At 70.9% G+C, this 12,058-nt stretch carries 12 protein-coding genes; all 12 read left to right on the top strand.

Annotated elements, in window-relative coordinates:
- Nucleotides 1–57: 57 nt before the first annotated feature.
- The 12 genes from CG736_RS19695 to nuoK all read left to right on the top strand — a co-directional run bounded on the left by CG736_RS19695 (nucleotide 58) and on the right by nuoK (nucleotide 12,047).
- The gene (locus CG736_RS19695) at nucleotides 58–966 is read left to right on the top strand and encodes a DMT family transporter (RefSeq protein ID WP_100587507.1); all 909 of its coding nucleotides are present in this window, start codon (nucleotides 58–60) and stop codon (nucleotides 964–966) included.
- 414 nt (nucleotides 967–1,380) lie between these two features.
- Nucleotides 1,381–1,740, top strand: a complete 360-nt coding sequence (locus tag CG736_RS19690) for an NADH-quinone oxidoreductase subunit A (protein WP_014137597.1) — start codon at nucleotides 1,381–1,383, stop codon at nucleotides 1,738–1,740.
- 71 nt (nucleotides 1,741–1,811) lie between these two features.
- The gene (locus tag CG736_RS19685; RefSeq protein WP_043915670.1) at nucleotides 1,812–2,366 is read left to right on the top strand and encodes an NADH-quinone oxidoreductase subunit B family protein; all 555 of its coding nucleotides are present in this window, start codon (nucleotides 1,812–1,814) and stop codon (nucleotides 2,364–2,366) included.
- Complete coding sequence (locus tag CG736_RS19680; RefSeq protein ID WP_100587506.1) at nucleotides 2,363–3,088, top strand: NADH-quinone oxidoreductase subunit C; 726 nt, start codon at nucleotides 2,363–2,365, stop codon at nucleotides 3,086–3,088. Before CG736_RS19685 ends, CG736_RS19680 begins: the two co-directional genes overlap by 4 nt.
- Nucleotides 3,088–4,416, top strand: coding sequence for an NADH-quinone oxidoreductase subunit D (locus tag CG736_RS19675; protein ID WP_100587505.1), 1,329 nt, complete (start codon nucleotides 3,088–3,090; stop codon nucleotides 4,414–4,416). Before CG736_RS19680 ends, CG736_RS19675 begins: the two co-directional genes overlap by 1 nt.
- The gene (nuoE, locus tag CG736_RS19670) at nucleotides 4,413–5,153 is read left to right on the top strand and encodes an NADH-quinone oxidoreductase subunit NuoE (RefSeq protein ID WP_232734073.1); all 741 of its coding nucleotides are present in this window, start codon (nucleotides 4,413–4,415) and stop codon (nucleotides 5,151–5,153) included. The genes CG736_RS19675 and nuoE overlap by 4 nt, the downstream gene beginning before the upstream one ends.
- The gene (gene nuoF / locus CG736_RS19665; protein WP_100587504.1) at nucleotides 5,153–6,511 is read left to right on the top strand and encodes an NADH-quinone oxidoreductase subunit NuoF; all 1,359 of its coding nucleotides are present in this window, start codon (nucleotides 5,153–5,155) and stop codon (nucleotides 6,509–6,511) included. Before nuoE ends, nuoF begins: the two co-directional genes overlap by 1 nt.
- Nucleotides 6,508–8,955 carry an NADH-quinone oxidoreductase subunit G gene (locus CG736_RS19660; RefSeq protein WP_100587503.1) on the top strand — a complete coding sequence of 816 codons (2,448 nt, stop codon included), beginning with the start codon at nucleotides 6,508–6,510 and terminating at the stop codon, nucleotides 8,953–8,955. The genes nuoF and CG736_RS19660 overlap by 4 nt, the downstream gene beginning before the upstream one ends.
- A complete protein-coding gene (nuoH, locus tag CG736_RS19655; RefSeq protein ID WP_369880224.1) occupies nucleotides 8,955–10,313 on the top strand; it encodes an NADH-quinone oxidoreductase subunit NuoH in 1,359 nt (452 codons plus the stop codon). The genes CG736_RS19660 and nuoH overlap by 1 nt, the downstream gene beginning before the upstream one ends.
- 8 nt (nucleotides 10,314–10,321) lie before the next feature.
- Nucleotides 10,322–10,903 carry an NADH-quinone oxidoreductase subunit NuoI gene (nuoI, locus tag CG736_RS19650; protein ID WP_043915676.1) on the top strand — a complete coding sequence of 194 codons (582 nt, stop codon included), beginning with the start codon at nucleotides 10,322–10,324 and terminating at the stop codon, nucleotides 10,901–10,903.
- Entirely contained in the window at nucleotides 10,900–11,751 is an 852-nt protein-coding gene (locus tag CG736_RS19645; protein ID WP_100587502.1) for an NADH-quinone oxidoreductase subunit J, read from the top strand. The genes nuoI and CG736_RS19645 overlap by 4 nt, the downstream gene beginning before the upstream one ends.
- Nucleotides 11,748–12,047: an NADH-quinone oxidoreductase subunit NuoK gene (gene nuoK / locus CG736_RS19640; protein ID WP_043915678.1), complete on the top strand. Its 300-nt coding sequence runs from the start codon at nucleotides 11,748–11,750 to the stop codon at nucleotides 12,045–12,047. Before CG736_RS19645 ends, nuoK begins: the two co-directional genes overlap by 4 nt.
- The last annotated feature ends 11 nt before the right edge of the window (nucleotides 12,048–12,058 follow it).

Here is a 12,058-nt window from a genome sequence, read left to right as displayed (position 1 = left end):
TTCTTCGACCCGTTCGACGGTGCACGGGCTCTCCACCGCGTCACCGGGAGTCCCGCCATGGCCGTCGCATCCGTTGCTGCCCGCCCCCGCCTCGTGCGTGATCTGCCGCTGCTGGCGGTGGCGGTGGTGTGGGGGTCGAGCTTCCTGGTGGTGAAGCGGGTCGCGGAGCCGGACACGGTGGTGGCCGTCCTGGCCCTGCGGTTCGCTCTGGTGCTGCCGGTGCTCGGAGTGGCGGCGTGGGGCCGGCTGCGCGCCCTCACGGCGCGCCAGTGGGGCGGCGGGGCGCTGCTGGGGCTGGTGCTGGGTGCGGTCTTCCTGCTGGAGACGTACGGGGCGGTGCACACCTCGGCGACCAACGCGGGGCTGGTGATCAGCCTGACGATGGTGTTCACGCCGCTCGCGGAGGCGGCGTTGCGGCGCAGCGCGCCGTCGGGGGCGTTCCTGGCGGCGGCGGGCCTGTCGGTGCTGGGGGTGGCGCTGCTGACCGGGAACGGCGGGCTGCGGGCGCCGTCGGCAGGGGACCTGCTGGTGCTGGGCGCGGCGGGCGCGCGGACGGTGAACGTGCTGGCGACGGCTCGGCTGCGGTCGGTGCGCGGGGTGGACCCGCTGGCCCTGACGTGGGTCCAACTGGCGTTTGCCACCGCGGTGTTCGTGGTGGCGTCGCCGTTCGCCGGGCCGGCTCCGTGGTCGGTGGCGGCGTCCTTCGACGGGCAGCGCTGGGGCCTGCTGCTGTACCTGTCGCTGCTGTGCACGCTGTTCGCGTTCTTCGTGCAGCTGTGGGCGGTGCGGGCCACGTCGCCGTCCCGGGTGAGCCTGCTGCTGGGCACCGAGCCGCTGTGGGCGGCGGTGTTCGGGGTCGCGCTGGCGGGTGACCGGCTCGGGCCGCTCGCGGTGCTGGGGGCGCTGGCGGTGCTGGCCGGGACGGAGTGGGGGCGGCGTCGGGCGGCCGTTCCCGAGAGCTTGTGAACGAAGGGTCAAGCGGGTGCCGACCGGGGTCCACCTGCCGAGTGAGTGCCCCTATCACGTAAACCGGATCACTCCGAAATTTGCTTGATCCGCCGCAGAATTGATATGGGCCGTGGTCAAACGGCAGCCGCTTCGCGGTGAGTTGCGACTGTATGTGGCCAACTGCCTGCTCTGGGTCGAACAGTGGTGCCCCGTCCTGCTCCGTCCGGGTTCGTCGGGTGGCGAAGGTCACAAAGATCGTCGGGAACTGCGTGTCGCAGATCACAAGCAGACAGGCATAGGATGCGCTCCAACCTGGCTTTGTGAACTGCCTCACATGGAGCCGGATCTCACGAAGTGGATCATCGGTTCACCGCTGGTGACCTGGTGGTTCCGATCTGCAGTCAAGGACGACTGGACGGAGGGAGCGGGGCTATGAATGCCTACGCGCCGATCCTCGTACTCGGTGCCATCGCCGCGGCCTTCGCGGTCGGCTCCGTCGTGATGGCCTCGCTCACCGGCCCGAAGCGCTACAACCGGGCCAAGTTGGAGGCGTACGAGTGCGGCATCGAACCGACCCCGCAGCCCGTGGGCGGCGGTCGGTTCCCGATCAAGTACTACCTGACGGCGATGCTCTTCATCGTCTTCGACATCGAGATCGTCTTCCTCTACCCGTGGGCGGTCAGCTTCGACGCCCTGGGGATCTTCGGGCTGGTCGAGATGCTCCTGTTCATCGCCACCGTGTTCGTCGCCTACGCCTACGTCTGGCGCCGCGGCGGCCTGGAGTGGGACTGACCACGCCCCGCCGCCGTCGTTTGTGAACGGGCGGACAAGCCACCGGACTCGAAGGCATTGAGAGGGAACTGATGGGTATCGAGGAGAAGCTGCCGAGCGGCTTTCTGCTCACCAGCGTGGAGGCCGCCGCCGGCTGGGTGCGGAAGGCTTCGGTCTTCCCGGCCACCTTCGGGCTCGCCTGCTGCGCGATCGAGATGATGACCACCGGCGCGGGCCGCTACGACCTGGCCCGGTTCGGCATGGAGGTGTTCCGCGGTTCGCCGCGGCAGGCCGACCTGATGATCGTGGCCGGCCGGGTCAGCCAGAAGATGGCCCCGGTGCTGCGCCAGGTGTACGACCAGATGCCGAACCCCAAGTGGGTCATCTCGATGGGCGTGTGCGCCTCCTCCGGCGGCATGTTCAACAACTACGCGATCGTCCAGGGCGTCGACCACATCGTCCCCGTGGACATCTACCTGCCGGGCTGCCCGCCCCGCCCGGAGATGCTGATGGACGCGATCCTGAAGCTGCACGACAAGATCCAGCACGAGAAGCTCGGCGTGAACCGCCGCCGGGCCGAGGAGGAGGCCGAGCGCCTCGCGCTGCAGGCCACCCCGACCAGCGAGATGCGGGGGCTGCTGCGATGAGCGAGCAGGACAAGGCCGAGAACGAGAAGCCCGAAGTCCCGGCGACCAGGCGGGAGATCCCGGTCGAGGTGGTCGGCACCCGGCGGGGCATGTTCGGTGCGCAGGGCACCGGCGACACCTCCGGCTTCGGCGGGCTGAACGCCCCGATCGTGCTGCCCGGCCCGAGCGAGCGCCCGTACGGGGGCTACTTCGACGAGGTGGCCGACGAGTTCGAGGGCGCGCTGGAGGAGCAGGGCCTCGACGTCGACGACGTGATCGAGAAGACCGTCGTCGACCGCGGCGAACTGACCTTCCACGTCGCCCGCGAGCACCTGCTGAAGGCGGTGCGGATCCTGCGCGACGACCCGGCGCTGCGGTTCGAACTGTGCCTGGGCGTCAGCGGCGTGCACTACCCGAGCGAGGCGGGCCGGGAACTGCACGCGGTCTACCACCTGCGGTCGATCACCCACGGCCGGCTGATCCGGATCGAGGTGACCGCGCCCGACGCGGACCCGCGGATCCCGTCCGTGGTGGACGTCTACCCGACCAACGACTGGCACGAGCGGGAGACCTACGACTTCTTCGGACTGGTCTTCGAGGGCCATCCGGCGCTCACCCGGATCATGATGCCGGACGACTGGCTGGGGCACCCGCAGCGCAAGGACTACCCGCTCGGCGGCATCCCCGTCGAGTACAAGGGCGCCCAGATCCCGGCTCCCGACCAGCGGAGGTCGTACACCTGATGAGCAGCACACAATACGAAGCGGGCTCCAGGGAGACCACCGAGGGACGGGTGTTCACCGTCACCGGTGGCGACTGGGGCGAGGTCGCCGAGGCCGTCGCGGGCGCCGACGACGAGCGGATCATCGTCAACATGGGCCCGCAGCACCCGTCCACCCACGGCGTGCTGCGGCTGATCCTGGAGATCGACGGCGAGACGGTCACCGAGGCCCGCTGCGGCATCGGCTACCTGCACACCGGCATCGAGAAGAACATGGAGTTCCGCAACTGGGTGCAGGGCACCACGTTCGTGACGCGGATGGACTACCTCACTCCGCTGTTCAACGAGACCGCCTACTGCCTGGCCGTGGAGAAGCTCCTCGGGATCACCGCCGACGTCCCCGAACGGGCGTCCGTGATCCGGGTGCTGATGATGGAGCTGAATCGGATCTCCTCGCACCTGGTGGCCCTCGCCACCGGCGGTATGGAGATCGGCTCCACCACCCTGATGATCTACGGCCTGCGCGACCGCGAGGTCATCCTGGACATCTTCGAGCTGGTCACCGGCCTGCGGATGAACCACGCCTACATCCGCCCCGGCGGCCTGGCCCAGGACCTGCCGCCCGGCGCCGTCGACAAGATCCGCGAGAGCGTCAAACTGCTCCGCTCCCGGGCCCACGAGTACGACAAACTCGCCGCCGACAACCCGGTGTTCAAGGCCCGCCTGGTCGACGTCGGCTTCCTCGACCTGCCCGGCTGCCTGGCGCTCGGCGCCACCGGCCCGATCCTGCGCTCCACCGGGCTGCCGCACGACCTGCGCAAGACCGACCCGTACTGCGGGTACGAGAACTACGAGTTCGACGTCGCGACGGCCGACAGCTGCGACTCCTACGGGCGGTTCGTGATCCGCCTGGAGGAGATGAAGCAGTCGCTGCGGATCGTCGAGCAGTGCCTGGACCGGCTCAGGCCCGGACCGGTGATGGTCGGCGACAAGAAGATCGCCTGGCCCGCCCAACTCGCCGTCGGCCCCGACGGCATGGGCAACTCGCTGGACCACATCCGGAAGATCATGGGCACCTCGATGGAGGCCCTGATCCACCACTTCAAGCTGGTCACCGAGGGCTTCAAGGTGCCGGTCGGCCAGGCGTACGCGGCCGTCGAGTCGGCCAAGGGCGAGCTCGGCGTGCACGTGGTCAGCGACGGCGGCACCCGGCCCTACCGGGTGCACTTCCGCGACCCGTCGTTCACCAACCTGCAGACGGTGGCGGCGATGTGCGAGGGCGGCCAGGTGGCCGACGTGATCGTGGCAGTGGCCGGGATCGACCCGGTGATGGGAGGCGTGGACCGGTGAGCAGCACAGAACTCGGCCTGCCGGCGCTGCCGGCCAAGCCCTACCCGCCGGAGGTCGCGCAGCGACTGGCCGCCGACGCCGCCGAACTGATCGCCCGCTACCCGCACTCCCGCTCCGCGCTGCTGCCGCTGCTGCACCTGGTGCAGGCCGAGGAGGGCTACGTCTCCTCCACCGGAATCCGGTTCTGCGCCGAGCAGTTGGACCTCACCACCGCAGAGGTCACCGCGGTCGCCACCTTCTACACCATGTACCGCCGCCGCCCGGCCGGCGAGCACCACGTCGGGGTCTGCACCAACACGCTGTGCGCGGTGCTCGGCGGCGACCAGATCTTCGACGAGCTGAAGCAGCACCTGGAGATCGAGAACAACCGGACCACCGAGGACGGCGCCATCTCGATCGAGCGGATCGAGTGCAACGCGGCCTGCGACTACGCGCCCGTGGTGATGGTGAACTGGGAGTTCTTCGACAACCAGACGCCGCAATCCGCACGGGAGTTGGTGGACCGGCTACGGGCCGGCGAAGAGGTCCGGCCGACCCGCGGCGCGAAGCTCTGCTCGTTCAAGGAGACCTCCCGGATCCTGGCCGGCTTCGCCGACCCGCGCGAGGGCGCGGTCGACGAGTCCGGGGCCGGCGGCGCGCCCTCGCTGGCCGGCCTGCGGCTGGCCAAGGGCGAGGCGCTGCCCGGCACCCCGGGCGCCAAGGTGGTCTCCCCCCGGCACGAAGGGACGGAAGCGTGATGACCTCCGCCGAGCCGGCCGAGAAGCTGCTCTCCCCGGTCCTCTCCGCGTCCTGGGACGACCACCGCCCCTGGACCCTCGACACCTACCGCCGGCACGGCGGCTACGACGGCCTGCGGGCCGCCCTGGCGATGGCCCCGGACGAGGTGATCGCCCTGGTCAAGGACTCCGGTCTGCGCGGCCGCGGCGGCGCGGGCTTCCCCACCGGCATGAAGTGGCAGTTCATCCCGCAGAACGACGGCAAGCCGCACTACCTGGTGGTCAACGCCGACGAGTCCGAGCCGGGCACCTGCAAGGACATCCCGCTGCTGTTCGCCAACCCGCACTCGCTGATCGAGGGCATGGCGATCGCCTCCTACGCGATCCGCTGCAACCACGCCTTCATCTACCTGCGCGGCGAGGTCGTCCCGGTGCTGCGCCGCCTCCAGGCGGCGGTCGCCGAGGCGTACGAGGCCGGGTTCCTCGGCAAGGACGCCCTCGGCGAGGGCATCGACCTGGACATCACCGTGCACGCGGGCGCCGGCGCGTACATCTGCGGCGAGGAGACCGCGCTGCTGGACTCGCTGGAGGGCCGCCGCGGCCAGCCCCGGCTGCGCCCGCCGTTCCCGGCGATCGCCGGCCTGTACGCCTGCCCGACGGTGGTCAACAACGTCGAGTCGATCGCCTCGGTGCCGCCGATCCTGGCCCGCGGCAAGGACTGGTTCAAGTCGCTGGGCACCGAGAAGTCGCCCGGCTTCACGCTGTACTCGCTGTCCGGGCACGTCACCAACCCCGGCCAGTACGAGGCCCCGCTGGGCATCACGCTCCGCCAGCTGCTGGAGATCACCGGCGGCGTCCGGTCCGGGCACCGCCTCAAGTTCTGGACGCCGGGCGGCTCGTCCACCCCGATGTTCACCGACCAGCACCTCGACGTCCCGCTCGACTACGAGGGCGTCGGCGCGGCCGGCTCGATGCTCGGCACCAAGGCGCTGCAGGTGTTCGACGAGACCACCTGCGTGGTGCGGGCCGTCACCCGGTGGACCGAGTTCTACGCCCACGAGTCCTGCGGCAAGTGCACCCCCTGCCGGGAGGGCACCTACTGGCTGGTCCAGCTGCTGAAGCGGATCGAGGCCGGCCAGGGCGTGCCCGGCGACCTGGAGAAGCTGCTGGACATCGCCGACAACATCAACGGCAAGTCCTTCTGCGCACTGGGCGACGGCGCCGCCAGCCCGATCGTCTCCTCGCTGGAGCACTTCCGCGCCGAGTACGAGCAGCACATCAACGAACACCGCTGCCCGTTCGACCCGGCGGCCTCCACCGTCTGGGCCGACCGGGCCTCCGTCCACGAGTCCGCCACCGAGAGGGAGGTGCACGCGTGACGGTCACGGAGCCTTCCTCCACCCAGACCGAGCTGGTCACGCTCACCATCGACGGCGTCGAAGTCAGCGTCCCCAAGGGCACGTTGGTGATCCGCGCCGCCGAGCAGATCGGCACCCAGATCCCGCGCTTCTGCGACCACCCGCTGCTCGACCCCGCCGGGGCGTGCCGCCAGTGCATCGTGGAGGTCGAGGGACAGCGCAAGCCGGTCGCCTCCTGCACCATCCCGGTCGCCGAGGGCATGGTGGTGCGCACCCAGCTGTCCTCGCCGGTCGCCGAGAAGGCGCAGCACGGCGTGATGGAGCTGCTGCTGATCAACCACCCGCTGGACTGCCCGGTCTGCGACAAGGGCGGCGAATGCCCGCTGCAGAACCAGGCGATGACCAACGGCGCCGCGGAGTCCCGGTTCGAGGGCGTGAAGCGGACGTACGAGAAGCCGATCCCGCTCTCCACCCAGGTGCTGCTGGACCGCGAGCGGTGCGTGCTGTGCGCGCGCTGCACCCGGTTCTCGCAGCAGATCGCCGGCGACCCGTTCATCGACCTGGTCGAGCGCGGCGCGCTCCAGCAGGTCGGCACCGGCGACGACCAGCCGCTGGACTCGTACTTCTCCGGCAACACCATCCAGATCTGCCCGGTCGGCGCGCTCACCTCCGCCGCCTACCGGTTCCGCTCCCGCCCGTTCGACCTGGTGTCCTCGCCGTCCGTGTGCGAGCACTGCTCGGCGGGCTGCGGGCAGCGCACCGACCACCGGCGCGGCAAGGTGATGCGGCGGCTGGCCGGCAACGAGCCGGAGGTCAACGAGGAGTGGAACTGCGACAAGGGCCGGTTCGCGTTCCGGTACGCGCAGCAGCGTGACCGCTTCACCTCGCCGATGGTCCGGCAGGACGGCGAACTCGTCGCCGTGTCCTGGCCGGAGGCGCTCGCCCGGGTCGCCGAGGGGCTGCGCGGCAAGCGGGCCGCGGCGCTGGTCGGCGGCCGGGCCACCGTCGAGGACGCCTACGGCTGGGGCAAGTTCGCGCGCCTCGCGCTCGGCACCAACGACGTCGACTTCCGCTCCCGCCCGCACAGCGGCGAGGAGGCCGAGTTCCTGGCCGCCGCCGTCGCCGGGCAGGGCGTGGACCTGGACGGCGGCGGCGTGACGTACCGCGAGCTGGAGGCCGCACCGGCCGTGCTGCTGGCCGGACTGGAGGCCGAGGAGGAGGCGCCGATCGTCTTCCTGCGGCTGCGCAAGGCCAACCGGGCGAGCGGACTGCGGGTGTTCTCGATCGCCTCGCACGCCACCCGGGGCCTCGCCAAGCTGCACGGCGCGCTGCTGCCCGCCGCCCCCGGCACCGAGGCCGAGTGGCTCGGCGCGCTCGCGGGCGACGAGGTGCTCGCCGACGACGCGGGCCGTTGCGCGGACGCGCTGCGCTCCCCGGGCGCGGTGATCCTGGTCGGCGAACGGCTCGCCCAGACCGCCGGCGGCCTGACCGCCGCGCTGGGCCTGGCGCAGACCACCGGGGCGAAGCTCGCCTGGGTGCCGCGCCGGGCCGGTGAGCGCGGCGCGGTCGAGGCCGGCGCGCTGCCCGGGCTGCTGCCCGGCGGCCGGGCCGTCGAGGTGCCCGCCGCGCGCGCCGAGGCCGCCGCGCACTGGGGCGTCGACGAGCTGCCCGCGGCCCCCGGTCGCGACACCGGCCGGATCCTGGCCGCCGCCGTCGCGGGCGAACTGGACGCGCTGGTGGTCGGCGGCGTCGGCCTGGACGACCTGCCGGACCCGGCGCTCGCCGAACAGGCCCTGGAGAGCGCCGAGTTCGTGCTCTCGCTGGAGCTTCGCCCGTCCGCGGTGACGGCGCGCGCCGACGTGGTGCTGCCGGTCGCCGCCGTCGCCGAGAAGGCCGGCACCTTCCTGGACTGGGAGGGCCGGGTCCGGATGTTCGAACCGGCCATCAAGCCCGACCAGCTGATGGGCCGCCACCTGCACTCGGACGTCCGGGTGCTGTCCATGGTCGCGGACGCGCTGGAGAAGCCGATCGGCCTGCCCGACGTCCGGGCGGCCCGGCTGGAGCTGGACCGTTTCGCCCCGTGGCAGGGCGACCGCCCGGCCGCGCCCGGCGCGCACCCCGGCACGCTGCCCCGCCCGGTGACCGGGCAGGCCGTGCTGGCCGGGCACCGGATGCTGCTCGACAACGGCTCGCTGCAGGACGGCGACCAGCACCTGGCCGGCACCCGGCACCCGGTGGTGGCCCGGCTGTCCGCCGCCACCGCCGCCGAGATCGGCGCCACCGGCGCGCTGCTGCGGATCTCCGGCCCGGCCGGGTCGCTGACCCTGCCGCTGGAGGTCACTGAGGCGATGCCGGACCGCACGGTCTGGCTGCCGCTCAACTCGACGCCCGGCGGCGGCGCGCACCGCACGCTCGGCACCACGCTCGGCCACCTGGTCACCATCGCCCCGGCGGAGGAATCGTGATGCTGGACTTTGCTTCGCAGCAGCCCACGATGGTCGCTGCCGCGTACGACACCCTCGGTTTCTTCGGCCGCGACCCGTGGTGGCTGGTGCTGCTGAAGGCGGTGTTCTGCTTCGCGTTCCTGGTGCTGACGGTGCTGATCGCGATCGTCTGGGAGCGCAAGGTCGTCGCTTGGATGCAGCTGCGGATCGGCCCCAACCGGCACGGTCCGTGGGGTCTGCTGCAGTCGCTGGCCGACGGCGTGAAGCTGGCGCTGAAGGAAGACCTGGTGGTCAAGGGCGCCGACAAGGCGGTCTACATCCTGGCGCCGATCGTCGCGGCGATCCCCGCGTTCATGGCGTTCGCGGTGATCCCGTTCGGCCCGGCCGGCAACGAGGTGTCGATCTTCGGCACCCGCACCCCGCTGCAGCTCACCGACCTGCCGATCGCGCTGCTGTACATCCTGGCCACCGCCTCGGTGGGCATCTACGGCATCGTGCTGGCCGGCTGGTCGTCCGGCTCGACGTACCCGCTGCTCGGCGGCATCCGCTCGTCCGCCCAGATGATCAGCTACGAGATCGCGATGGGCCTGTCGTTCGCGGCGGTGTTCATCTACTCGGGTTCGATGTCGACCTCGGAGATCGTCGCCTCGCAGCAGCCGACCTGGTTCGCGGTGCTGCTGCCGGTGTCGTTCATCGTCTACATCATCGCCATGGTCGGCGAGACCAACCGCGCCCCGTTCGACCTCCCGGAGGCCGAGGGCGAGCTGGTCGGCGGCTTCAACACCGAGTACTCCTCGCTGAAGTTCGCGATGTTCATGCTGGCCGAGTACGTCAACATGGTCACCGTCTCGGCGGTCGCCTCGACGCTGTTCCTCGGCGGCTGGCGGGCCCCGTGGCCGATCTCCACCTTCTGGGCGGGGGCCAACCACGGCTGGTGGCCGATGCTGTGGATCGTGCTGAAGATCCAGCTGCTGCTGTTCTTCTTCATCTGGCTGCGCGGCACGCTGCCCCGGCTGCGCTACGACCAGTTCATGAAGCTCGGCTGGAAGGTGCTCATCCCGGTCTCCCTGGTGTGGCTGGTGATGGTGTCGGCGGTGCGGGCGCTGCGCAACGAGGGCTACGACTTCACCAAGGTGCTGCTGTACGTGGGCGCCCCGCTGGCGGCGGTCCTGGTGATCGCGCTGGTGGCCGACCTGGTGCGGAAGAAGCCCGAGGAGCCGCCCGCCGCCGCCCCGCCCGCGGCCTTCGACCCGATGGCCGGCGGCTACCCGGTGCCGCCGCTGCCCGGTCAGGAACTGCCGCCCGTCCCGCGCCGCCGTCGCCGGACCCCGCAACTCCAGGACGCCCTCAACGGGGCCGACCATTCCGAAGGGAGCTGAGCCCAGCCATGTCTGACGAATCCTCGGAGAAGTCGGTCCTCGGGCCGGCCGCCGGCTTCGGCGTGACCTTCAAGGCCATGTTCAAGAAGCGGCTCACCGAGCAGTACCCGGAGTGCAAGAAGCCCACCGCTCCGCGCTTCCACGGCCGCCACCAGCTGAACCGGCACCCGGACGGCCTGGAGAAGTGCATCGGCTGCGAGCTGTGCGCCTGGGCCTGCCCCGCCGACGCGATCTACGTCGAGGGCGCCGACAACCGCGACGACGAGCGCTACTCGCCCGGCGAGCGCTACGGCGCGGTCTACCAGATCAACTACGCCCGCTGCATCCTGTGCGGGCTGTGCATCGAGGCCTGCCCGACCCGGGCGCTCACCATGACCAACGAGTACGAGCTGGCCGACTCCAGCCGGCAGGACCTGATCTTCACCAAGGAGCAGCTGCTGGTCGGGCTGACCGAGGGCATGGTCGACTCGCCGCACTCGATCTTCCCGGGCGCCGACGAGGGCGCGTACTACCGGGGCGAGATCACCGGCGCCGCGCCGGGCACCGTGCAGCAGGAGAAGCACGCGCGCGACAAGGAGGCGCAGTCATGACCTCCACCGGCGAGGCCGTGCAGTTCTGGGTGCTGGCCGTGATCGCGGTCGGCGGGGCGCTCGGCATGCTGCTGATGAAGAAGGCGGTGCACTCGGCGCTCTGCCTGGCCGCGACCATGCTGTCGCTGGCGGTCTGCTACCTGGCGCAGGGCGCGGTGTTCCTGGGCGTGGTGCAGATCGTGGTCTACACCGGCGCGATCATGATGCTGTTCCTGTTCGTGGTGATGCTGGTCGGCGTCTCCTCGGAGGACTCGCTGAAGGAGCAGCTGAAGGGCCAGCGGGTCGCCGCCGTGCTCTGCGGCGTCGGCTTCGGCGTGCTGCTGATCGCCGGCCTGGCGAACGCGAAGCTGTCGCACTTCACCGGCCTGTCCGAGGCGAACGCCGAGGGCAACGTGCAGGGCCTGGCCAAGCTGATCTTCACCAAGTACGTGTGGGCGTTCGAGGTGACCGGCGCGCTGCTGATCACCGCGGCGATCGGCGCCATGGTGCTGACCCACCGCGAGAAGATCCGCGAGCGGATGACCCAGCGTCAACTGGCCGCACAGCGCGTCAAGGACAACATCCAGGTGCCGCCGCTGCCCGCCCCCGGCGTGTACGCCCGGCACAACGCGGTGGACATCCCGGCGCTGCTGCCCGACGGCACCGTCGCCGAGGACTCGGTGATGGGCACCCTGCGCGAGCGCGGCCAGATCCGCGACGTCAGCCAGGAGATGCTGCAGCGGATGGCCGAACTGGAGGAGACCACCGCCGACTGGCTCGGCCGGCCGTCCTCCGCCCGCCCGCAGGTGGCCGGGCCCCGCCAGGCACTGGAGACCGTGCCGACCCCGACCAAGGAGGAGGCGGAGTGAACCCGGTCAACTACCTGTACCTGGCCGCGCTGCTGTTCACCATCGGCGCCTCGGGCGTGCTGATCCGCCGCAACGCGATCGTGCTGTTCATGTGCGTGGAGCTGATGCTGAACGCCTCGAACCTGGCGCTGGTCACGTTCTCCCGGCTGCACGGCAACCTGGACGGTCAGATCCTCGCGTTCTTCACGATGGTGGTCGCGGCGGCCGAGGTCGTGGTCGGCCTCGCCATCATCGTCTCCATCTTCCGGACCAGGCACTCCGCTTCGGTCGACGACAGCAACCTGATGAAGCTGTAGGCGGAGGGCCC

The organism is Kitasatospora sp. CB02891 (assembly GCF_002803145.1).
GTDB lineage: Bacteria > Actinomycetota > Actinomycetes > Streptomycetales > Streptomycetaceae > Kitasatospora > Kitasatospora griseola.
The sequence above is the reverse complement of the archived record's forward strand: the minus strand, read 5'-3'. Positions and strand labels throughout refer to the sequence as shown.